Genomic DNA, 21,760 nt, shown 5'->3' with positions numbered 1-21,760 from the left:
TGATTATTATGGAAGAAGTATTACACATAAAAAACGTCTCAAAAGTGTATGAAGGAAAAGTCCCTCATACTGCTTTAAAAAATATAAATTTACACGTAGATAAAGGTGAATTCGTTGCGATTATGGGACCTTCTGGAAGCGGAAAATCTACATTTTTAAACGTTATCTCTACAATTGATTCACCTACTTCTGGTGAAGTCATTATTAACGGAAAACAACCGCACACGTTCCGCAGAGAGAAGCTTGCTATTTTCCGTCGCCAAGAGTTAGGATTTGTTTTCCAAAACTTTAACCTACTAGATACACTGACAATCGGTGAAAATATCGTACTACCTTTAACGTTAGATAATGTCCCTTTGAAAGAAATGGACGAAAAACTCGATAACATCTCAACAAAACTTGGAATTGATCATATTTTGGACAAGCGTATTTTTGAAGTTTCTGGAGGACAAGCACAACGTACCGCGGTAGCACGTGCTGTTATTCATAATCCGTCACTTCTACTTGCGGATGAACCGACAGGAAACTTAGATTCGAAAGCGGCAATTGATGTAATGGAGTTATTTACGAAGTTAAATAAAGAAGAGGATGCAACGATTTTAATGGTTACTCACGATCCGTTTGCAGCTAGTTATTGTAACCGCGTCATCTTCATTAAAGATGGTGGACTTTACAATGAACTGCACCGCGGACTATATCGCGAGAAATTTTATCAAGAAATATTAGATGTTTTAGCATTATTAGGAGGAAGACGTGGATGACGTTTTGGCAATTTGCATTTAAAAATGTCACGCGTAATTCTAAAGCATATTTCGCTTATTTTGTAAGCAGTGCATTTTCCATTATGGTTTTCTTTTCATTTACTGTATATGCATATCACCCGCGCTTACACAATGTACAAAGCTTTCAAGAACGGGATCCTCTAATGAATTTAGCTAGTACAGCACAGTTTGTTATCGTTCTGTTCTCGTTCTTCTTTCTCTTATATTCAATCGGAACATTTTTAAATGTACGAAAGCAACAATTCGGGATACTCACTATTCTTGGTATCTCACAGAGACAACTAAAAAGACTTTTATTTACCGAAAACATGATAATCGGGATATTGTCTATCTTTATCGGTATTCAAGGTGGGCTTGTATTTTCTAATTTTTTCTTATTAGTCACTTCGAAATTGACAAGTGCGAAAGGCCTTTATTTATATTGGCCAACAGAAGCGATTATCGTTACAACCGTTACCTTTATCATTTTATTTTTAATTGTTTCTACGTTTACACCCATATTTATTCGTACTCGTAAAACAACGCAGCTCATTAAGGGGACCAAAAAAGAAAAGAACGAAAAAAAACCATCTATACTCATTTCGATATTCGCTTTAACTTGTTTAGGACTATGTTATTATATTGCCGGTTATCCACAAGGCTACGTAACAGAAAAAAATGTACAAAATGGCTCTGTAGTCTTTATTATGTTATCTATTTTACCGCTCGTAGTAGTCGGAACATATTTTTTCTTTTCACAAACATTTCTTCTCTTTATCTACATTTTAAAACAGCGAAGAAAGTTTTATCTGAAACAAATAAATATGTTATGGATTTCAGATTTAGTTGCTCGTACCCGTAGTAATATTAATGTACTCTTTATCGTTTCTATGCTATCTGCACTTGCATTTACAATCATTATCGGGTTATTTGCTGCAAATAACCATACGAAAGCATCGATATTAGAACGATATCCAATACCATTCACCTATACTTCAGAAGGTGATAATGCATTTGAACAAAAACATATTACTACTATTGAAACTGAACTTACAAATGCTAATTTTCAATATAACAAATATAAATTTACCGTTTTAAAAGATACAGCTTTAAAAGAGTCAATTGCCATTATGAAAATGAGTGATTATAACGCATTAGCTAAACAATTAAATAGGGCAGAAATCACTCTCGATTCTACACAAGTTTATATTATTTCTCACTATTCGCCAGAGTTATTAAATCTCGTGTCAAACCCATTTGCGAAGCAGGACACTATTACACTTGGCTCTAATAAAAAGAAATTTCATATTAAAGGCTTTATTAATAAAGGAATCGAACCATCCTTTGCATTACCTCATTTAATCGTTATGCAAGATAGTGTGATTGAAAATATGATTCCTCATATTGAAACAATTACAGTTTATAACTACTTCGTGGAAAATTGGGAAAATGCAATTGTCCCCACAAAAAATATATTAAAAAGCTTAGATCATGATGCAAACAACTTGTATGAAGCACATAAGGATGAAGAAGGTTTTATCAAACCGTTTTATATTCATACAGCTACAGATGAACTCGTTCACAGTAAAGAAAATGCGGTTGCTCAATTCTTTATTTGGGCATTTCTCGGCTTTATTTTCTTCATTGGTGCAGCTAGTGTTTTATACTTCCGTATGTATAACGACTTAACTTCTGAAAAACAAAAGTACATTACGATTACAAAACTCGGTTTAACAGAATCAGAAATGTTTCGCTCTGCAACGATTCAATTAGGAATTTTATTTTTCGTTCCTTATATCGTTGCTGGTGTTCACACATTATTTGCGGTTAAGTTTTTACAAAGCATGTTCGCTTTCTCTTTACTAAAAGAGTTATTAATCATCCTCACTTTATTCGGGATTATCGAGATCATTTTCTTCTTCTTAATCCGCTCCCTGTACATTAATAAATTATCACAGCATATTAGAACATGAATAAAATGGCCTTGTGCAATACGCACAAGGCCATTTTCAATAGTTTTTAATAATTAGCAGCAGTATCCACCATAGCCGCCGCCATAACCACCATAACCGCCACCATAACCGCCACAACCGCCGCCTCCGCCGAAGCAGCTAGCACCGATAATGATTAATAAAATAAACAATACGATTAGAAGCGCAAAACCGCCTCCGCAGCCACGTCTGCGATCGAAATCATCATGTCTGCGGTCGCAATCATCATGTCTGTGTTCACACTTTTCGCCCATTATTCTATTCCTCCTTTAGTATCATTCATAACAAGTTCTTCTTGTTCTAAATGAGGGGATTCCATTTATAGTATGTTTTCAGGGCAAATAGGAAGCTTGGCATTCCTAAAAACGGGCTTGTTTCGTGAAAAGGGCTGCAAAAAAAAGATACCTGTTAAGGTATCTTCTAAAGAAACATATTTAATAAAAGAGCAAAGCCGAATGCAATAAATGATAACAATGTCTCCAGTACCGTCCACGTTTTAAACGTTTCCTTCACCGTCAAACCTAAATACTCTTTTACAAGCCAGAACCCTGCATCATTTACGTGAGAAAACATTAATGAACCAGCCCCCGTCGCTATAACGAGCAATTCTAAATTCACACCAGACATGTGCTGGATAACCGGTGAAACAATTCCTGCTGCTGTCGTTAATGCTACTGTGGCTGATCCTGTTGCAATTCTAATTAATCCAGCTACCATGAAAGCTAATACAATTGGTGATAATGAAATATGCTCTGCCATTTGAGCGATTGCTGTTCCGACACCGCTTTCAATTAATATTTGTTTAAATCCACCACCTGCACCGATAATTAAAATAATTGAACCGACCGGTAATAAACTTTCATCTGTTAATTTTTTAATCATCTTTTTATCAATACCTTGTCGTATACCTAATAAATAAAATGCTGCGAAACATGAAATAAGTAAAGCAATCACTGGGCTTCCAATAAAGATTAAAAATTCCGTCATTTTTTTCGGTAATGAAATATATGGTGCGACTACTGATAAAATCATTAAGACTACTGGTAATAAAATGATAAAGAATGAAGCTTTACGACTTGGTAAATCGGTAGATACTGTTCTAACACGAACAAGTTCTGGTTCATTTTCAGGTATAACTCGCTTATGTACCCACTTTGCAAATACCGGCCCTGCGATAATTGCTGTTGGTAACGCGATAATTAATGAATACAATAGTACCTTCCCTAAATTCGCATTATAAATACCGATTGCTGTCATCGCACCTGGATGCGGCGGCACAAGTCCATGTACTATGGATAATCCCGCAATAACAGGCAAAGCAATTAATAATATATTTTGCTTCGTTGTTTTTCGAATAGAAATAACGAGTGGTAATAAGATGACGATCCCTACTTCAAAAAACACTGGAATCCCGATTACAAATCCAGCAAATAACATTGCCCAAGGTAATTTTTTCACCCCGAAGAATCGAATGAAGAAATCTGCTACTTGCATGCCAGCCCCTGAATCAGACATCATTTTACCCAAAATCGTACCGAGAGCTAAAATACCAACTAAATGCCCTAGTACACTTCCAACACCAGTTTCATAGGCAGTAACAATTTTGGCCAAGTTCAATCCAGACATGATAGCTAAAAATAGACTAGCAACCGTTAAACTAATAAACGCATGCCATTTCCACCACGATACTCCTAAAATAACAATTGCGATTGCAATTAACGTGACGATTAATAAGTATATATCCATATCTCATTCCCCTTACTTTTATAAAAAAAGAGGGAATATCCCCTCTTTTTTATACGTCATAATTAACTACATAATGCTGCATTTCCGTATTGTAGTAGCCTTCACTATATTCAATTACTTCGCCTACTTCATCGTAAGAATAACGCATACGTTTTAATAATGCTGTTCCCTCTTTTTCTCCTAATGCTTCTGCAACGAAATTAGGCGCAAATCCAACAGCGAATTCATCTCTGAAGTTTTCTAAATGTATACCACGGTCCTCGACTAGATCATAAAGCGATTGTAAGTCAAAGTCCGATAAGTCTGTACTTGCCATTTGTGCTGAGAAATAGTGCGTATAATGAATGTACGGAGTATCATTTAAAGCATATAGACGCTCAATACGAAAACTCTCTTTACCGAATAATCGAAATGGCACTGTTCCTTCTTCATTATGAACTACTTCTGCCTTTAACAATTTCTTTTGTACTTTATATCCTTCTTCCACTAACACTTCTGTAAATTTCTTCCCTTTTGAAAGCTTTGTGGCAGAAGTATTACGGATGACCCTCGTTCCTTTACCACTTTTCTTTTCTAAATATCCTTCTTGAACGAGTTCTTTAATTGCGTTTCGCACTGTAATTTTACTCACTTTGAACTCTTCTTCTAATTGTGGTTCAGAAGGAATATTTGTATGAATGGCATAAACACCATGTAATATTCGATCACGAATAATATTTTTAATTTGTAAATATAATGGACCTCTTTTTCTCGTTACGTTCACCGTTACACCCTCTACCTTTCTACATCACCTACTGATGCCGTCATTGCCCGAAGTATATCTTTCTCTGATGACATTGGCGTATCACCGACGATTGTATGCGCAAGCATTCCAGCTGCTGACGCAAATGAAACAGCTTTCTCTGGTGCAAACTCTTCTATCTCGCCATGAATAATTCCGCTCGTATAAGCATCTCCAGCACCTATTCTATCATATACAGAAAACGTAAGTGTTTTTGCAAAAGTGAACGTTCCATCTTTACATATGAATCCGCGAAGCGAATGTGTATTATCACCGTTAATAGAACGATGTGTACCAGCAATTGTAGCAATATTATATATTTCAGCGACTTTTGGAATAAGATCGACAAGCTGTGCTTCCCGCTCAGTCTCTTCTGTTTTCATTCCAAGAACAAACATCGCATCTTTTTCATTCATCATTACAATATCGGCTAGCCCCAGCATTTCTTCATAATGCGGTTTCGCCTGTTCATACCCCTCTTCTCCCCAAAGCGATGGACGATAGTTGCAATCAAAAACAACAGTACCTCCGTTTTCCTTTACCGCTTTCGCTAAAGATTTCATATGATGACGAACAGTATCATTCATCGCAAGTGTAATACCGCAAAAATGAACGATATCAATTTCCTTTGCGATTTCTTCAAATTGATACATCTCTTCAGATGCCGTATTGAAACTACTTTCTAGTCGATTCGAATATGTAACGCGGCTTGCACGTGCCCCAAATCCATTTTCTAAAAAGTACATGCCAACATATTTACCGCCTCTTGAAATAAACGGTGCCTGAATGCCTAATTTTTGAATATGCGATACCGCAGCATCTCCAACTGAATTTTCCGGTAAAGTTGAAATAAGAAATCCTTCATGCCCTAGATGTGAAAGTGCTGCTGCAACATTCACACCTGTACTAGAAAATGAGTAATTTAATGTGTTTGCTTGCGATAGCAATTCATATCCCGGCACTTGCAGGCGCATCATTACTTCGCCGAACGCTGCAATTTTCTTACGCATATTGATCAACTAAGTTCTTCACTACTGCTAATAATTCACGAACATCTTCTACTTTCGTATTACCAGTTTCTTTATCAATAATAGAAGAGTATACGTGCGGGATAACTTGTTCTACATTTGCCTCTAACGCAATACGTACAATTGTTTCAAAGTTCTCTTTATCAATTCCGCCTGTTGGCTCTAGTGCGAATCCTTCTTCAGCACAAGCTTTCGCAACCACGCGATACTCTTCTTCATGAGCTAAACCTTTCATCGGGAAGTATTTCAATGAATTTCCGCCCATATCACGTACAAGTGCGATCGCTGTTTTAATTGGAACGATTGCTTGTTCTTCCCCAGCCGCACTAATTGGGCCAGTAGAAATATTTACGTAACCTACTTTTCCTGTAGGGGATACTAAACTATTAATCCAGCTATCTTTCCCGCCAAGATTTGCGCGCGTTGCTCCAACTGAAGGGAACACTTGGCTAATATGACTACCAGGATAATGCTTCGCAATTTCAGCTACAACCGCCGCTTGACGATTATCTCCAGCACCTAGTCCGATTGATACAGCGTCATCAATTTCTTTTCCGTATGCTTTCATCGCTGTAACTGCTTCTTCTACTGTCGGATAATCTTTTGATAACACACCGACTACTACATAACCTTCTGCTGCTTCGAAAATGTCTTTCGCATTCTCGATATTGTTCGCTAATACATTTAATGCTACGCGGCCTTTATAAAAACGTTTTTGAATGTTTGTCATTTTAGTTTCCCCCTACAATTTCTCTCATTTTTTCTTCAATAACATGTATATCATCACCTTGAAGTGGACGTGGATCAATATCAAAGAATCCTTGTCTTACTCCATAATCACGTGTGTAAATTGCGATGTCCCCTTCGCGTAACGCGGTCACAACATCTTTTGCTGTTTTATTTAACTCTTTCTCGTTAATTTGAATACGTGCTCTAAAGATCGCTCTTCCTGCTTCATCTTGAACGATCGTTACATTTACACCGTTTAATTCCTTCAGCGGCATAAGTACTTGTAACAACTCTTTTTCTTGCTGGCTCTTATCTTCTTTTACTCCGTATTCATCAAGCGCTTGAAGTAAGCCAAAAGTCGTCTCTTTCCCAACTTTCATACTTCTTCCGATGCAATGTAATTGCACTTTCAGCCATTCAATATATTTTCGTTTACCGCCAACGATACCAGAAGTAGGTCCTTCAATTGCCTTTGAACCGCTATAAATTGCAAGGTCTGAATACTTCACATATTTTTGAATATCTTCTTCAGCTGCCGCATCGACGATAAGTGGCACATTATTTCGCTGCGCTACTTCCCATGCTTCTTCAACAGAAATCATATTTTTTTGCACTGCATGATGTGATTTTACATAAAGAATCGCAGCTGTATTTTCACCAATCGCATCTTCAATATGTTCTGCTTTCCCTTCATTTGCGTAACCTACTTCAACGAGCTTACCTCCGCCTAAATAAATCATCGTTTCAACAGGAGCACCGTATTGAACGTTATGACCTTTTAACATAATCACTTCATTTTTCGCGATGACTTCTTGATGAAGTCTTTCACTTTTGCGGCGATTTCCTTCTGTCACAAGTGCTGCGATAGAAAGCGCAATTCCGCTCGATGCTGAATTCACAACAACTGCCGCCTCTGAATCTAGAATTCTCGCAATATGGTCCCCCGCTTTATCTACTAAATCGGCAATTTCCACATAATTTTGTCCACCATGCTTCATCGCATCCATGACTGTATCTGTAGGAGCCGATACACCTAAAATACTCATTCTACCGCTCGCATTAATAACTCTTTTTAATCCGTACTTAGCATTCAATGAATGACCCATTAATTACAACCCCTTTCGTATCAATTCTTCTTTCAGCAATGCGCTGATCCCCTTCTGAATCAATTAACGTAATCGGTTCATCTTTAACCGTAAACAAAGTTAAGTTTGCAATATCCCCTTCTTGAATGCGGCCAAGCTCTGGTTTTTTTATCCATTCTGCTGCATTTTTCGTAACCGCATCAATCACTTCTTCAAGTGTGTAACCTAAGTAAAGGAATTTCGAAAGAACGTTAGCCATACTGTAAACTGGACCATGTATACGATTCTTCCGGTAAATATCTGTACTAATTGTATTAAAGGCAATGCCGTGACGCTTCGCTGCCTCTGCTACTTTAAAAGAAAAACTAGCATTACCGTGACCAACATCTAAATGCACACCGCGTTTCACTGCATCTAGTAATACAGGTAGCGGTTTTCCTTCTTCATCAAATAAATTATTTTCTTTCCCGTTTAAGTAATGTGTAATCACATCACCTTTTTCTAAAAGTGGTACAACTTCCTCTATACGCGGAGGTGCTGATCCGATATGTACCATAATCGGTAATGATGTTTCGCGAGATAAAGAGCGTGCAACATGAAGCGGTTCAATTCCACTATCACAAACGACACTTTTACTCATTCTCGCTTTTAATCCAACGATTACATCTTTATACTTTTCTACTGCTTCTATCACTTTCTCTTTATCTATCCATTCCATATTGGATAATTCATCAATTCGTTTCAAACCGATGCGAGAAATATTTAAAAAGGCAAATAAATTCGTTTTTGCCTGCTCTCTACTTAATACTAAATCTGTAATACGATCAGCCCCGCAGCTACCCGCATCAACAATTGTCGTTACCCCTTGCTTAACGCCAATTTCATCCACCTCATCGCCATACGGATCAAACTCTGGAAAAGCATGAACGTGCAAATCAATCCAGCCACTCGATACGTAAGTACCTGAGTAATCAAGAACCTCTCCACCCACGCCAGCACCAGCTTTCGTCACCTCAGCGATTTTATTATTTTCAACTACAATGTCAACCTCTTCCCCGTTCACACGCTTCACATTACGTAGCACGAATCGTTCTGTCATTGTATTTCCACCCTTTTCTATAAGAAGCCATAAGAATACGCTTACATTAAAGTTTCATTTTATATCTCTTTTACACGTTTAGCGTAACACAAAAAAAGGGAGAAGTAAATATAACGTTATAATGTTTAATTGTACGTTACTTCCTCCTCTAATGTGAATTTGAAATAAAGTCGTTCCACTAAAGGACAATTTTGTGGAAGAACACTTAGAATATTATAAATTGAAATGAGCATCTTGGAGAATTTTCATTAAATATCCGGACAGCCTATATGTAGGAGGGATGTTCTTGGGATTTCGGATTTTATTATTTATAATCTTAATCAGTTTTCATTTATCAACGATGGTTAGCGCAGAGACCCCACCACTCACGGCTATGGATTAAAAAGGGTAATCAAGAAATACAAATCACAAAGAATCAATATGTGTATTCTCCGAAATGGTCTTATGATGGTAGGTTTATTGGTTATATTGATAGTGATGAACAGGCGGAAAAATCTAATCTATTCATTTATGATACTAAGGAGAAAATAAGCTATCAGCCTTATGTGAGGGTCGTAACATCTGACTTTAAGTGGTCACCAAACAAAAATCAATTAGCCTACACCGATCAAGGTTTATTAAACATTACAAAAACAAAGAATGGTCGCCCGCAAGGTTTTGAAAATGTATCACTTGGGGTTAGTGATTTCGAATGGTTCCCGAATGGGAAGGAATTTATCGTTTCCTCACAATCCTGCTTGCGTCCTACTGGATGGGGACCAATCCCACTTTATAGAATTCCAGTAGATGCAAGTCTTGCTACAAATAAAGTGAAACCTTTTTATACGATTCAAACAAATGAAAATGATTTATTTTCGATTAATGCTAACTATTTTAAGTGGAGTTCTGATGGAAAGTGGATTAGTTTTTTAGCCACCCCTACCGCTTCCTTGTCAATGGATAGCAATACGTTATGTGCAATCTCATCAAAAGGAGAGCACTTTCAAGCGATTGGTAAAATGCTAGGGTTCAAAGACTGGATGAAGTGGGCTCCATCAGCCAATCAACTGGCCTATATTTCAGGAGAAGGAAGATTTTTTGTAGAAAACAAAAAATTCACAGTTGCAGACATAATAACATTAACGCAACAAAAGGAATACACACCTGTAGGTTATGTAGACCTTGATTTGGAATGGTTCTCACCAGACAAAGTGATTGTGGCTCGTGCAAAAGAGAACAAGGAATGGAAGGAAGGTCCTGTTCCGACGATGGTCACAACGCTTTATATTATCAATATAAAAACAAAAGAACAAAGACAAATCTCGTTCCCCAAAAAGAATGAACTTGATGAAGATCCTCAAGTTGTTGAATCTTATCTTACTTGGTTTCGCAAGAAGACAAATGTATATAAAGGTGATGTTTGGGTGAAGAATGGTTTAAATGGTCAAGAGTATATATGGCTGAAGAATGTTGATGAGGCTCCAATTTTTTTCACTCTGAATGAAAGCCGTTGAGAATATTTTAATTACAATCTTCTTCCTATGAAGATTGCTTTTTCTATTATTAAGAATTGTACCTGTTCCTCTATTTTGATTCTCCTATTATGGGAAAATCAAACTTTATCCCGCTATTTGCGGGTAGTAAGACTCCCACCTCAAAATTCGGCGAATGCGAGGTGGGAGTCGGGCTGCCCGTAAAAGCCCGATTGGTGAAGGCTAATAATCAGTGGGGGATGGACAAAACCCCCACTGATTAAAGTTTCACTTTATTTCAAAGGAACATCTATTCTTGAACCGTCACAATAACCCCGTCCATATTATTCCCCGAAATCTCATACTGCTTATTCACCGGAATATTTACGCTCATGCGATTTGAAACTTTATAATAAGAAACCGTGTATTTCTTCCCTTCAACATCAGTCGAAATTTCTTTTTCCTCTTTTAAGAAGTCCAAATATTCCTCTAATGTAATTTTCTTTTTTTGCATAATTGCGCTATGAGGTAGGCCGACATAACGTATATGCCACGGCTCATATTGAATGCCCGTAATGTTACTTTTATTTTTCGGATAACGTAAAACAAATCCGTATTTCCATACGTTATCTTCAATCCATTTTCCTTCAGGAGCTTTCTCCATTTTCTTTTGAGTTGATCCAACGTCCAGCGATAATCCTAAATTATGCTCACTATATCCTGGTGGAAGTGCATAATCGGATCCCATTTTTTCATATAGCTGTCTTTGCTCTTGGAAATCTCGATAGCCACTACTAATCAAAAAATGATTAACACTTTCTTTTCCAGCTGCATCAACAACGTTTAAAAACTTTTTCACAACTTCCTTTGATAAACGCAGATTTCTATCGAATATCACATAACCTCTTACTAATTCACTATTGTGATTTACATTTATAATATCAGACCTAATACTATCTTTTTTTACTGGGTAATCTTTGTTAACTAATAATAGATTTCCCTTATAAATCTCTTCTTTTGTAACCTCTATCTTTTCAATATTCGCCGATTTTACCTTATTAGCTTTTTCTGCAATTTTAACATCGATATCCTTTTGAAATAATGGTGATATATAAAAGCCTACACAGACTGTACATAATATAAAAAGAGAAATAAATACCCACTTTTTCATTTCTAGTTCCTCCTTAACGTAACTTACGTATAGAATAGAAAAAACTATTAAAATAAAAAGTGGGGCAAAGTTTAAATTTTTATTAAATTTCCGCAGTCTCTTCTTTCGGTAATCTCACTTCAAATACAGTTCGAATTACATTACTTTCAGCAGTGATTGTCCCATTATGCTGCTCGACAATATTTTTAGCGATAAATAGTCCAAGACCTGTTCCGCCCTGCTGCTCCGATCTTGCTTTATCACCTGTATAAAACATATCAAAAAGATACGGTAAATCTTCTTCTGGAATGCTATCTCCGTAATTTATAATTTGTACAACTACCTCTTCAAGATCAATATATCCGTTCACATCAACAAACTTTCCATCATACCCATAGCGAATTGCATTCGTTAAAAGATTTTCAAATACTCGTGCTAATAATTTTCCATCACCATTAATAGGTAAATGAGGAGCAATATTCAATCTCGCTTCTAAATCCTTTTTTTCTAATAACGGATATAACTCTTCATCTAACTGTATAAGTAATTCACTTATATCAATTGGTCTTTTTTCAATTTGCAACATGCCATAATTCATTCTCGTTATTTCAAATAATTCATCAATTAAACTTTCCAGTCTTTCGGATTTCGTAAAAGCAATTGTGGAAAAATGTTTGATTTGTTCCTTCGTCAAATTTTCATCTTTAAGAATTAAATCTAAATAACCTAAAACAGATGTTAATGGCGTTCTTAAATCGTGAGCTAAGTTAACAATGAGCTGATCCTTACTACTTTCCGCAAAATCTCCTCGTTCAACTGCTTCTTTTAATTTCTCACTCGCTACATTCATTTCGCGGGCGATATATCCAAACTCATCATTTGATGAAACCCGAACTTGATTTGTAAAATCTCCGTTCGCAAGATGATGAATCCCATTAGAAATCTCATCAAAATATTTTAAATACGGTCTAGTAAGGAAGAAGAAAAACATAATGGACAGAGGAATAAATATAATTAAAAAGAAATTAATGTCCCCAATTTGTCTTACCATTGAACGAAATTGAGCTAAAGGATCCTCATAACGGACTACTGATTTATAGTAAAGCCGTAATCCTTCATAAATCATATACGTTACGCCACCAGCTAATATCATACTTAACGCAAATAGCATAACCATCTTCGAGCGAAAGCTTCTCATCTTTTTAGCCATTGAAAGTATAACCTACTCCCCACACTGTTTTTATTAACTTATTCTTTCTTTTATCTTCTCCAAGTTTTTTACGCAAAGTACGGATATGTACCATAACTGTATTTCCACTTTCGTAATACCCTTCAGCCCATACTTGCTGAAAAATATTTTCCACACTGTACACTTTCTTCGGATGACTTGCTAATAAATATAAAATATCAAATTCTTTCGGTGTTAACTCAATTGGCTCTCCGTACACATTTACCGTTCTTTGTTCAGGATCAATAACAACTCCGCCTACTTCTAAAGCAGATTTATTCTCCACTACTTTCGGTTGATTTAACGTAAGAAAACGGCGTAATTGTGCATTTACACGCGCGACTAATTCAATCGGTGTGAAAGGCTTCGTCATATAATCATCCGCACCAAGCACAAGACCTGTTACTTTATCAAAATCAGATGTTTTCGCACTTAAGAAAATAATCGGCATATGATGCTTGGCGCGAATTTGGCGCGTCACTTCATAACCATCCATTTTCGGCATCATAATATCTAAAACCACTAAATCGATTGGCTGAGTTTCAATAACATGAACTGCCTCTTCTCCATCAACTGCTTTAACGACGTGGTAACCTTCTTTTTCTAAATGTATCGCAATTAAATCAGCAATTTCCGCCTCATCATCAGCTATTAAAATTGAAATATGCTTCATTTTAATCCCCCTACTTCATTCCGTTTTCATACGCTCGATTGTAAACTAGTCTATCCAATTTGTACAATAAGAAAAGGCTACTCATAAGAGTAACCTTTGTTATTTCATCTTTCAAACACAATCCGCTGCTTCGTTATTTCTTCCAATCTTCCGCGGTCAACTTCATACTCACGTTCAATACTTTGCGGTACAATCACTTTCCCGCCCTCTAGCGTCACTTCCGGTGAAATAATATCCTTCTCCCAATGTCTACTAGAAGCAGATATATCTCCTGGAATCGTAAAGTTCGGCAGCGAAGCGAGAGCAACATTTTGCGCTCGCGAAATCCCCATCTCCACCATACCGCCGCACCAAACTGGTATGTTATACTCCATACAATAATTATGGATTTGAATGGATTCTGTTAATCCGCCCACTCGCCCTGGTTTAATATTAACGATGCGGCAACTGCCAAGCGTAATGGCAACACGCGCGTCTTCTAAACTATGGATACTTTCATCTAGACAAATCGGTGTTTCGATTTTCTTTTGCAACTGTGCATGATCAAGAAAATCATAATCCGCTAATGGTTGTTCAATCATCATCAATTGGAATTCATCTAGTCGTTTCAATTTCTCTGTATCCGCTAATGTGTAAGCTGAATTTGCATCAGCCATTAATGGTATATTCGGAAACTCTTTTCGAATTTCTTTCAGCAATTCGTAATCATGCTCTGGCTTTATTTTCACTTTAAAACGCTCGTATCCTTCTTCCGCGTACTTCTCGATTTGTTTAAGTATCGTCTGAATCGTATTGATCCCAATCACAACGCCGACTTCAATTTCAGACTTCGTTCCGCCAAGTAATGTCGCTAATGACCTCTTTTGACGCTTCGCATATAAATCCCAAACGGCACCTTCAATTCCGGCCTTTGCCATTCGGTTTCTCTTTATATGTTTGAACAAAGACGGTACTTCATTCGGATGAGGGATTTCAGCTTTCAATAAATCTGGTAATAAAAAATCCTGAAGTACATGTAGCGCTGTCTTCACCGTTTCTTCCGTATACCAAGGCTCGGAAAATGCAACGACTTCACCAAAACCAATGTATCCATCCGTGTCTTCTAATTCAATGACGATACTTTCACGTTTTTCGTAAGTCCCGTAGCTTGCGGCAAACGGAATGACAAGTGGCATTTCCGTTATATAAAGTGTCGCTTTTTTTATTTCCACCTACATCTCCTCCACTAATTGTCTTAACTCTCGTCTTAACAATTTCTTTGAAGCATTTCGTGGTAATTCCTCTAAGAAACATACTTTCTTCGGCACTTTATATTTCGCTAATTTCTCTTCGCAAAAACGAAGAATTTCTTCTTCTGTTACCTCTCCACTTTTTACAACAAAAGCAGCTGGTACTTGTCCCCAACTTTCATCCTTCATACCGACAACACCCGCTTCCACTACCGCCTGATGAGAAAGTAATACTTCTTCAATTTGAGCTGGATATATATTTTCCCCGCCAGAAATAATTAAATCACTGCGGCGATCTAACACGTATAAAAATCCTTCTTCATCTAAATAACCGAGGTCACCCGTATGAAGCCAGCCATTTTGAATTGTCTCTCGCGTCGCATCTTCACGATTAAAATAGCCACCTGTTACGTTCGGTCCTTTTACAACAATTTCTCCTTCAGCACGGGGCGGCACAACTACACCATCGTTTTCAATACGTAGCTGACACTGAAATAGTGGTTTTCCAGCTGATCCTACTTTCGTTAACATATAATCTGCTGATAACGTACAAATTTGCGAAGACGTTTCTGTCATACCGTACGTTTGATAAACAGGAATTCCTTTTTCTACACACGTTTCTAATAACGGTTTCGGTGCTGGTCCTCCCCCAAGTAACATGCATCGTAAAGTAGTTGGATATGTTTCCGCTCCAAGTCGTTCTAATAAATCTGTTAGCATTTTAGAAACGACAGAAATAATCGTAACGCCCCTCGTTTGAAGTGCTTTATGAATAAAATCAGCATCATACTTTGGAACGAGTAAAATGCGCATACCATACATAATATTTTTCATTAAAAGAGATAACCCACCAACATGGAACATTGGCATACAGGCTAACCAACAATCATCTTCGCGAAGTCCTAAATTAAGCGCGGAACCAACTGCGCTTGCCCAGTGATTACCGTACGTTAAAATAACGCCTTTCGGTTTCCCTGTCGTCCCTGACGTATAAATAATTGTCATCGCTTCTTCTAAAGAGAATTCTTCTTGTATAGATGCTTCCGCCTTCGGTCCTTGCATCACTTCAGCAAATGAATATACCGGAACATTTTTCGTCTCAAACTCTTGATCCGTCACTAAACAAACAACTTCAGCATCATCCATTTGCCAAAGTAGCTCTTCTCTTGAAAGACGCATATTTAAAAGCACAGCTACTGCCCCTACGTAAGATAAGGCGTGAATAACTGTAATCATCTCCATACCATTTTTCATCAGAACAGCCACCTTTTGCGCCCGCTTCACTCCTACATGCGAAAGGTGTTCACAAACAGATACTACTTTTTCATGTAACTGCACGAAAGTAATCTTCTCGTCCTCTATTTCAATTGCAGTGCGATCAGGTGTTAAAAATGCACGTTGCATTAACCAATTAGGCATCGTCTCCATCATCCATTCTCCTTTCATGAAAGAAAGAGACTTGATATGAAATCAAGTCTCTTAGTTGTTTTGTTTCTGGTTTGATCTTCGGTTGCGTCTCACATTCTGTGCGAGATGCTTCCGCTTTTGGTTTCATCCAGCTACAGCGGCTAGAACAGTCGGTCGTTTCACGCCTTCCTGCGAGGCAAAAAGCGCCTCTTCGTCAGGAGTTCCAACGCCCTCTTGTTCTGAACGAGCCGCTTTCGCTTTTGATCTCATCCAGCTACAGCGGCTAGAATGTTCGGTGGCTTCGCTTCTTCCTACGAGGCAAAAAGCGCCTCTTTGTCAGAAGCTCCATCCCCCTCACATTCTAAACGAGCCGCTTCCGCTTTTGATCAAGGGAAACGAGGGAATTGACCGAAGTCGGGACTGCGTTTTTCTTTGAACGCGTCGCGGCCTTCTTTTGCTTCGTCAGTTGTGTAGTACAATAACGTTGCGTCTCCAGCTAGTTGTTGAATACCAGCTAAACCGTCTGTGTCTGCGTTGAATGCAGCTTTTAGGAAACGAAGTGCCATTGGGCTGTTTGCTAAAATTTCTTGTGCCCATTGTACTGTTTCTGCTTCAAGCTCTTCTAATGGTACAACTGTGTTTACTAAGCCCATATCAAGCGCTTCTTGTGCACTATATTGACGGCATAGGTACCAAATTTCACGAGCTTTCTTATGGCCTACCATACGAGCTAAATAACCAGCTCCATATCCGCCGTCAAAGCTTCCTACTTTAGGACCTGTTTGTCCGAATACAGCGTTGTCTGCAGCGATTGTTAAGTCACATACGATATGAAGTACGTGTCCACCACCGATTGCATAACCTGCTACCATTGCGATAACTGGTTTAGGGATTGCGCGAATTAGACGTTGTAAGTCTAATACGTTTAAACGTGGGATTTGGTCGTCGCCTACATATCCACCATGACCGCGAACTTTTTGGTCGCCGCCAGAACAGAATGCACGTCCACCTTCACCTGTTAAAATGATAACGCCAACATTTGCATCATCACGAGCGTGCGCAAAAGCATTGATTAACTCCATTACCGTTTTAGGACGGAATGCGTTATGTACTTCAGGACGGTTAATCGAAATCTTTGCGATGCCATTGTATGTTGAATAAATAATATCTTCGTAATTTCCTTCTTTTACCCATTCAATAGTCATTACTATTACCTCCTTTTTATACTCTTAATGATCTCTCATTAATTTCTCTATAAGCTCAACTTCCTTCACAAGGAAAAAAGCATCACTGCATAGTTTTTAGAAATCCCTTTACTATTGTATCAAACTTTTCCGGTTGTTCCACATGAATTGCATGGCCAGCACCATCAATTTTGACAAAATTCGCGTGTGGGATGCATTTTTCTATGTTTTTTAATAGGCGAAAGAACTTTTCATCGCTTTCTCCATTCAGTAAAAGGACAGGCATTTTTAGGTTTTGCAGATCTTTCCACCATGAAGGCTGAGCCCCTGTTCCCATGCCGCGAAGACTATTTGCAAGTCCTTTTGGATTATTAGCAAGTCGTTCTCTTCGCACCGCTTCTTTTACGTTTTGCGCTAAACGTTTTTGCGTTTCAAATAGCGGAATATTTTCCCACATTGATACAAAAATTCGGATACCTTCTTGCTCAATCTTATCGGCAAGTCGTTCATCTTTTTCCCTGCGTTCTTTTCGCTCTTCCTCACTCTCAAGTCCAGCTGTACAGTTTTCTAAAAGAAGCGAACGCACATATTCTGGATATAAGCATGCCATCGTAATCGCAAGTCTCCCCCCCATTGAATAGCCAAGTACATGTGCATTTTCAATATGAAGATGATCCAGTAGTTCTTTCATTTGCAGCGCCACATTTTGAATATCATAATGCGTCACATCTTCAGGACTTTCCGTTTTCCCGTGTCCAACAATGTCTACTAGAATGACTTGAAACTGCTCGCTCCAAGAAGGAATAAAGGGACGCCACGTTTCCATGCTTCCCGTAAAACCATGAAGAAGTAGAAGTGGTTCCCCGCTTCCGGCTACTTCATATTCATACGATACATCTTGCAATGTTACTCTCATTTTGATTCACCTTGCAATGATGTAGTAATAACATCCATTGTTTTTGCCCATAGTTCACGATGTAATTTCAAGTTTTCTTCGCGATTCGTACAAATTTCCACAACGTGTAATCCATTCGTTTTCGTTCCAGTTTGTACTTCTTCTCGGAAGTTTTCCCATCCATTCACACGGCTAAATGAACCACCATACATTTTGACAACATGCTCGTAATCAAGCCCAATTGGTGTTCCAAATAATGATTCGAAATGTTCCTTTTTCTCATATTGTGGTAAGAATGAGAAAATACCTCCACCATCATTATTCACAACAACAATCGTTATATTTAATTCATGTAATTTTGCAGCTAATAATCCGTTTAAATCGTGATAAAATGATAAATCACCGATTACTAATACGAGCGGATCACAAATAATACTCGCTCCTAAAGCTGTTGAAATGATTCCATCAATACCATTTACACCGCGGTTCGCCATTACTTGAATGTTTTTATCCGATGTGAAGAAAAATGAATCGGTATCGCGAATTGGCATACTATTACTCGCAAATAACGTTGCCCCTTCTGGTAATACACGTACAATATCCGTAATTACTTTTCCTTCAAATGCCGTTTCATATGTTTCCATCTCACGAAGTGTTTCTCTCGTTTTCTCGTTTATATGTTTCCACATTCCAAACCAATCATTCTTTTTCATAACTGGCATTTTCTCTAATAATGCTCTGCAAAATTCAATGTCACTAGCTTGTACAACTTCTGTCGCAACTAGAGCTGGATCTCTCCATTGTCCAGATTCATCAACAACGATATGAACAGCTTTCGTTTGTTTTTTGATGAACTGCGTTAATGCTTTAGAGACAGGCATTCCGCCGAAACGAATTAAAACATTCGGCTTCCACGTTTCTTTTAACAATTCATTTCGTAAAAATGTATCGTAACAATCTATAACCATCGTTTTATCATGATTACCACTACGGAGGTTAGAAAGTGGATCTGCTAAAATTGGATACCCTGTTTTCTCAGCTACTTTCATAACAACTTCTATGATTTCTGGATGACTGCCGTCTCCACAAATAATAAGCCCCTTTTCCATATGTGAAAGGCGCCCTACAAGAGAATCTACATATTCACTCGGCATCGTCACGTTCCCTTGCTGAACTACTCCTGTATATTCACCACGCCCTTTATCCCATAAACTTTCTAATGAGAAATCCGGTATAAGCGGCTCGCGAACTGGAAAATTAAGATGAACAGGTCCTTGCGGCGCTAAACAGGCACTTGCTATCGTACGCTGCGTTGTCATTCGAGCGTAATGATACATTGCTTCACTCGCTTCAGGAAGTGCCATCTCTGTAAATTGCTTCACAAAAGTACCGTATAAATTAAATTGATTCATCGCCTGTGGTGCACCCACATCTCTTAATTCATGCGGTCTATCCGCTGTTAATACGATGAGCGGCACTCGTGAATGAAACGCTTCACATACAGCTGGATAATAGTTCGCTGCTGCCGTCCCTGACGTACATAATAGCGCAACAGGACGTTTTTTTGCTTTCGCAATACCGAGCGCAAAAAATCCTGCTGATCTTTCGTCTACATGTAAATATGTTTTCATTCCTTCATGTTGTTCCATTAGTAAGGCAATCGGCGTTGACCGTGAGCCAGGACTAATGACAACATCACATACATTTAGACGCGTCAGTTCGTCTACGAACGCGCCTAAATAATATGATAATGCTTCTATATGTTTGTTCATTTCATTAATTCCTCCAAAGCACCAAGCATCGGTCTAAACTTCAAACTTGTTTCTTCATATTCAAGCTGAGCTACTGAATCAATTACGATACCACAGCCGGCAAATAAGGATGCTTTCTCGCCATTTAATAATCCGCAGCGAAGTGCAACCGCAAATTCACCATTTCCTTCATCATCTATAAAGCCAATTGGTGCGCCATATAATCCTCTATCTAAAAGCTCTACATCACGGATTAATTTCAACGCCTCATGACGAGGTGTACCACCAAGAGCTGGTGTTGGATGTAATTCTTCTACCATCGTTAAAAGACTTGCATCACCTTTTGCTTCTACTGGCGTATATAAATGGATTAAATTTTTCGTCGTTAATAAGCCTGGGCTCTCCGGAATATTAACAGATTCGCAATGCTCACTTAGCACACCTCGAATCATGTTAACTACATAACCGTGTTCAGCCAAATTCTTTTCATCATGAAGAAGCGTCTCACCATTTTGTTTACTTTCTTCTATAGAATTGCCATGACCAATTGAACCAGCAAGGCACATCGATGTGAACTTCTCGCCTTCTTTTCGAATCAATCGCTCAGGTGTCGCCCCTAAGAAGCATGCTCCTTTATAATCAAAAGAAAATACGTAACAATCCGGTTGCCCAATGCGAAGCGCTTCTAAAACAAGAACGGAATCAATATGTTGATCCATCGTTAATTTTAGCTCCCTTGCTAATACAACCTTCTGCACGTTCCCTTGCTTCATTTCATCTTGCACTTTTCCAATCGCATTCATCCAGCCATTCGGATCAACTTCTACTTTAGAAGTAACTGTTAATTTTGATCCTTCTAGTTCACATTTACTCTCTTGTAAAATTCTCTCTTCTACAGAAATAATTTCGTTATAAAGAGTTTCTGCACAATCTTCAGCTGAAACGAACTTATTAATCGTTAACCACACTTTTTCATTTTTTACAGTTAATAAAAATGCTGGTAGTGAAAATGTGGTATCATCAAATTCTTTCCAAAGATTCGTTTTTTCTTTTTCTTGATCAAATGAAAATCCACCAAATAAAAGAGGACCTGTTCCAAATTCGTATCCTTCTCTTTGTACAAATGCTTTTTCTTTTACTTTATCCCACTCGTCACGAGCAGTTTGAAAGCGTTTGTGAGAAGAATTTGCTATAGTGAAAACAGAGCCGATTCCAGCAAATATTACATGCTGAGCTGGGTCTGCAAAATAACATCTATTTTCGAATGCGATCCTTTTTCCTGCTGCATAAAACAGAAGTGGATCCACCCAATCTATTTGTTTTACAAAACTAACTAATGTTTTTTCATCAGTCACACGCTTAATAGCTGTAACAAGAACTTCTTGTAAGCCTTTTTGTTTCGTTTGAATCACAATTGTCTCCCCCCTATGGGCGAAAAATAGTCATAATTACGCTTGATTTTAAGATACACCTCAAAGGAAAGGCCTGTCAACGTTTAGCATTTCTGAGAAATTCACCTTCTCTTCCTAGAAAATAAACGTTGACACTAAATGATGCTTTTTCTACACTTAA

Annotated in this window: 19 protein-coding genes and 1 pseudogene; 3 read left to right on the top strand and 17 right to left on the bottom strand. The window is 38.0% G+C overall.

Going from position 1 to position 21,760, the window contains the following annotated elements; all coding sequences use genetic code 11:
- Positions 1–8 precede the first annotated feature (8 nt).
- Positions 9–761, top strand: coding sequence for an ABC transporter ATP-binding protein (locus CQZ94_RS14045; protein WP_105585892.1), 753 nt, complete (start codon positions 9–11; stop codon positions 759–761).
- Complete coding sequence (locus CQZ94_RS14040; RefSeq protein ID WP_105585891.1) at positions 758–2,734, top strand: ABC transporter permease; 1,977 nt, start codon at positions 758–760, stop codon at positions 2,732–2,734. Before CQZ94_RS14045 ends, CQZ94_RS14040 begins: the two co-directional genes overlap by 4 nt.
- A gap of 53 nt (positions 2,735–2,787) precedes the next feature.
- Here CQZ94_RS14040 and CQZ94_RS14035 read toward each other — a convergent pair whose 3' ends face one another.
- The 7 genes from CQZ94_RS14035 to CQZ94_RS14005 all read right to left on the bottom strand — a co-directional run bounded on the left by CQZ94_RS14035 (position 2,788) and on the right by CQZ94_RS14005 (position 9,220).
- Positions 2,788–3,006, bottom strand: coding sequence for a YjcZ family sporulation protein (locus tag CQZ94_RS14035; RefSeq protein WP_105585890.1), 219 nt, complete (start codon positions 3,004–3,006; stop codon positions 2,788–2,790).
- A gap of 166 nt (positions 3,007–3,172) precedes the next feature.
- Positions 3,173–4,498 (bottom strand): gluconate permease GntP, encoded by a 1,326-nt coding sequence (gene gntP / locus CQZ94_RS14030; RefSeq protein ID WP_105585889.1) that lies wholly within the window; start codon positions 4,496–4,498, stop codon positions 3,173–3,175.
- A 49-nt stretch (positions 4,499–4,547) separates the two neighbouring features.
- The gene (locus CQZ94_RS14025; RefSeq protein ID WP_105585888.1) at positions 4,548–5,261 is read right to left on the bottom strand and encodes a GntR family transcriptional regulator; all 714 of its coding nucleotides are present in this window, start codon (positions 5,259–5,261) and stop codon (positions 4,548–4,550) included.
- A gap of 11 nt (positions 5,262–5,272) precedes the next feature.
- A complete protein-coding gene (locus tag CQZ94_RS14020; RefSeq protein WP_105586016.1) occupies positions 5,273–6,289 on the bottom strand; it encodes a sugar kinase in 1,017 nt (338 codons plus the stop codon).
- A complete protein-coding gene (gene dagF, locus CQZ94_RS14015) occupies positions 6,282–7,037 on the bottom strand; it encodes a 2-dehydro-3-deoxy-phosphogluconate aldolase (protein WP_105585887.1) in 756 nt (251 codons plus the stop codon). Before dagF ends, CQZ94_RS14020 begins: the two co-directional genes overlap by 8 nt.
- Position 7,038: 1 nt before the next feature.
- Positions 7,039–8,142: a DgaE family pyridoxal phosphate-dependent ammonia lyase gene (locus tag CQZ94_RS14010; RefSeq protein ID WP_105585886.1), complete on the bottom strand. Its 1,104-nt coding sequence runs from the start codon at positions 8,140–8,142 to the stop codon at positions 7,039–7,041.
- Complete coding sequence (locus CQZ94_RS14005) at positions 8,120–9,220, bottom strand: amidohydrolase/deacetylase family metallohydrolase (RefSeq protein WP_105585885.1); 1,101 nt, start codon at positions 9,218–9,220, stop codon at positions 8,120–8,122. The genes CQZ94_RS14010 and CQZ94_RS14005 overlap by 23 nt, the downstream gene beginning before the upstream one ends.
- Positions 9,221–9,506: 286 nt before the next feature.
- Here CQZ94_RS14005 and CQZ94_RS14000 point away from each other — a divergent pair.
- Positions 9,507–10,713, top strand: a pseudogene (locus tag CQZ94_RS14000) (translocation protein TolB).
- A gap of 268 nt (positions 10,714–10,981) precedes the next feature.
- On the opposite strand, the gene CQZ94_RS13995 reads toward CQZ94_RS14000, so the two are convergent.
- From CQZ94_RS13995 to CQZ94_RS13950, 10 genes are all read right to left on the bottom strand, one after another.
- Positions 10,982–11,842: a M15 family metallopeptidase gene (locus CQZ94_RS13995; RefSeq protein WP_105585883.1), complete on the bottom strand. Its 861-nt coding sequence runs from the start codon at positions 11,840–11,842 to the stop codon at positions 10,982–10,984.
- A gap of 82 nt (positions 11,843–11,924) precedes the next feature.
- Positions 11,925–13,031 carry a HAMP domain-containing sensor histidine kinase gene (locus CQZ94_RS13990; protein WP_105585882.1) on the bottom strand — a complete coding sequence of 369 codons (1,107 nt, stop codon included), beginning with the start codon at positions 13,029–13,031 and terminating at the stop codon, positions 11,925–11,927.
- The gene (locus CQZ94_RS13985; RefSeq protein ID WP_105585881.1) at positions 13,024–13,722 is read right to left on the bottom strand and encodes a response regulator transcription factor; all 699 of its coding nucleotides are present in this window, start codon (positions 13,720–13,722) and stop codon (positions 13,024–13,026) included. The genes CQZ94_RS13990 and CQZ94_RS13985 overlap by 8 nt, the downstream gene beginning before the upstream one ends.
- A 104-nt stretch (positions 13,723–13,826) precedes the next feature.
- Positions 13,827–14,933 carry an o-succinylbenzoate synthase gene (menC, locus tag CQZ94_RS13980; RefSeq protein ID WP_105585880.1) on the bottom strand — a complete coding sequence of 369 codons (1,107 nt, stop codon included), beginning with the start codon at positions 14,931–14,933 and terminating at the stop codon, positions 13,827–13,829.
- Entirely contained in the window at positions 14,934–16,379 is a 1,446-nt protein-coding gene (locus CQZ94_RS13975) for an o-succinylbenzoate--CoA ligase (RefSeq protein WP_142395838.1), read from the bottom strand. It lies immediately after the preceding gene.
- Positions 16,380–16,502: 123 nt separating this feature from the next.
- Entirely contained in the window at positions 16,503–16,628 is a 126-nt protein-coding gene (locus CQZ94_RS31755) for a hypothetical protein (protein ID WP_255833681.1), read from the bottom strand.
- Positions 16,629–16,744: 116 nt separating this feature from the next.
- Entirely contained in the window at positions 16,745–17,563 is an 819-nt protein-coding gene (menB, locus tag CQZ94_RS13965; RefSeq protein WP_105585877.1) for a 1,4-dihydroxy-2-naphthoyl-CoA synthase, read from the bottom strand.
- 82 nt (positions 17,564–17,645) lie between these two features.
- A complete protein-coding gene (gene menH, locus CQZ94_RS13960; protein WP_105585876.1) occupies positions 17,646–18,458 on the bottom strand; it encodes a 2-succinyl-6-hydroxy-2,4-cyclohexadiene-1-carboxylate synthase in 813 nt (270 codons plus the stop codon).
- Positions 18,455–20,209, bottom strand: coding sequence for a 2-succinyl-5-enolpyruvyl-6-hydroxy-3-cyclohexene-1-carboxylic-acid synthase (gene menD / locus CQZ94_RS13955; protein ID WP_105585875.1), 1,755 nt, complete (start codon positions 20,207–20,209; stop codon positions 18,455–18,457). Before menD ends, menH begins: the two co-directional genes overlap by 4 nt.
- Complete coding sequence (locus CQZ94_RS13950; protein WP_105585874.1) at positions 20,206–21,600, bottom strand: isochorismate synthase; 1,395 nt, start codon at positions 21,598–21,600, stop codon at positions 20,206–20,208. The genes menD and CQZ94_RS13950 overlap by 4 nt, the downstream gene beginning before the upstream one ends.
- Positions 21,601–21,760 lie beyond the last annotated feature (160 nt).

Source organism: Bacillus sp. MYb209, assembly GCF_002975175.1.
Classification (GTDB): domain Bacteria; phylum Bacillota; class Bacilli; order Bacillales; family Bacillaceae_G; genus Bacillus_A.
This window is presented reverse-complemented; position numbering and strand designations above follow the sequence as displayed.

Excerpts from the sequence above, each read along its gene's own strand:
- CQZ94_RS14045 (WP_105585892.1), top strand. The coding sequence starts at position 9 with ATGGAAGAAGTATTACACATAAAAAACGTCTCAAAAGTGTATGAAGGA.
- CQZ94_RS14040 (WP_105585891.1), top strand. The coding sequence starts at position 758 with ATGACGTTTTGGCAATTTGCATTTAAAAATGTCACGCGTAATTCTAAA.
- CQZ94_RS14035 (WP_105585890.1), bottom strand. The coding sequence starts at position 3,006 with ATGGGCGAAAAGTGTGAACACAGACATGATGATTGCGACCGCAGACAT.
- gntP (WP_105585889.1), bottom strand. The coding sequence starts at position 4,498 with ATGGATATATACTTATTAATCGTCACGTTAATTGCAATCGCAATTGTT.
- CQZ94_RS14020 (WP_105586016.1), bottom strand. The coding sequence starts at position 6,289 with ATGCGTAAGAAAATTGCAGCGTTCGGCGAAGTAATGATGCGCCTGCAA.
- dagF (WP_105585887.1), bottom strand. The coding sequence starts at position 7,037 with ATGACAAACATTCAAAAACGTTTTTATAAAGGCCGCGTAGCATTAAAT.
- CQZ94_RS14010 (WP_105585886.1), bottom strand. The coding sequence starts at position 8,142 with ATGGGTCATTCATTGAATGCTAAGTACGGATTAAAAAGAGTTATTAAT.
- CQZ94_RS14005 (WP_105585885.1), bottom strand. The coding sequence starts at position 9,220 with ATGACAGAACGATTCGTGCTACGTAATGTGAAGCGTGTGAACGGGGAA.
- CQZ94_RS13995 (WP_105585883.1), bottom strand. The coding sequence starts at position 11,842 with ATGAAAAAGTGGGTATTTATTTCTCTTTTTATATTATGTACAGTCTGT.
- CQZ94_RS13990 (WP_105585882.1), bottom strand. The coding sequence starts at position 13,031 with ATGGCTAAAAAGATGAGAAGCTTTCGCTCGAAGATGGTTATGCTATTT.
- CQZ94_RS13985 (WP_105585881.1), bottom strand. The coding sequence starts at position 13,722 with ATGAAGCATATTTCAATTTTAATAGCTGATGATGAGGCGGAAATTGCT.
- CQZ94_RS13975 (WP_142395838.1), bottom strand. The coding sequence starts at position 16,379 with ATGGAGACGATGCCTAATTGGTTAATGCAACGTGCATTTTTAACACCT.
- CQZ94_RS31755 (WP_255833681.1), bottom strand. The coding sequence starts at position 16,628 with ATGAGATCAAAAGCGAAAGCGGCTCGTTCAGAACAAGAGGGCGTTGGA.
- menB (WP_105585877.1), bottom strand. The coding sequence starts at position 17,563 with ATGACTATTGAATGGGTAAAAGAAGGAAATTACGAAGATATTATTTAT.
- menH (WP_105585876.1), bottom strand. The coding sequence starts at position 18,458 with ATGAGAGTAACATTGCAAGATGTATCGTATGAATATGAAGTAGCCGGA.
- menD (WP_105585875.1), bottom strand. The coding sequence starts at position 20,209 with ATGAACAAACATATAGAAGCATTATCATATTATTTAGGCGCGTTCGTA.